Below are 563 nucleotides of genomic sequence, written 5' to 3' on the forward strand. Positions count from 1 at the left end.
GAAAATGATCTACAACTTGATCGTTTCTTAATAAAATATTACTTGACCTAAATCAGGTTTCGCTACTCTTAGCTATTGGACACAGAATAAAAAATTCTTTATAAATCAATGCAACTCATGATTTTTCCCTGCTCTAGCTCTTGACTCTTAATATGACGCACCCCACCCGAGAATAATTAGAGACTAACAATGCACTTTTATCATCAATAAACACAACCAATCATTACACATTCATAAACAGGTCAGACCATAGGCAACAGTATACATAATCAATTCATTAACGTATGATTTGCGTAAATACATTACTTACAATAAAAACTGCTTAGGATTCATCATGTTATTAGAGCTATCATTTATTGGCTTTTTCACCTTTTCCTCACTTTTTTTGCTGCGAAAAGTCGCGAAAACAATAGGTTTAGTCGATAAACCAAATAAGAGAAAGTTACATAACGGCGCCATTCCACTTGTGGGAGGCATTGCGATCAGCCTATCTATCAGCCAGTACCTCGTTACTCACCCAGATGTTATTCCCCATAGTCAGATCTTTTTAGCCTCTATCGCAG

1 pseudogene is annotated in these 563 nt (G+C 35.9%); it reads left to right on the forward strand.

The window, feature by feature from the left end:
* Positions 1 to 334: 334 nt before the first annotated feature.
* Positions 335 to 563 (forward strand): annotated as a pseudogene (locus R3X26_RS18855) (undecaprenyl-phosphate alpha-N-acetylglucosaminyl 1-phosphate transferase); the annotation flags it as partial.

Source organism: Vibrio sp. TH_r3, from assembly GCF_033101115.1.
Lineage (GTDB): Bacteria > Pseudomonadota > Gammaproteobacteria > Enterobacterales > Vibrionaceae > Vibrio.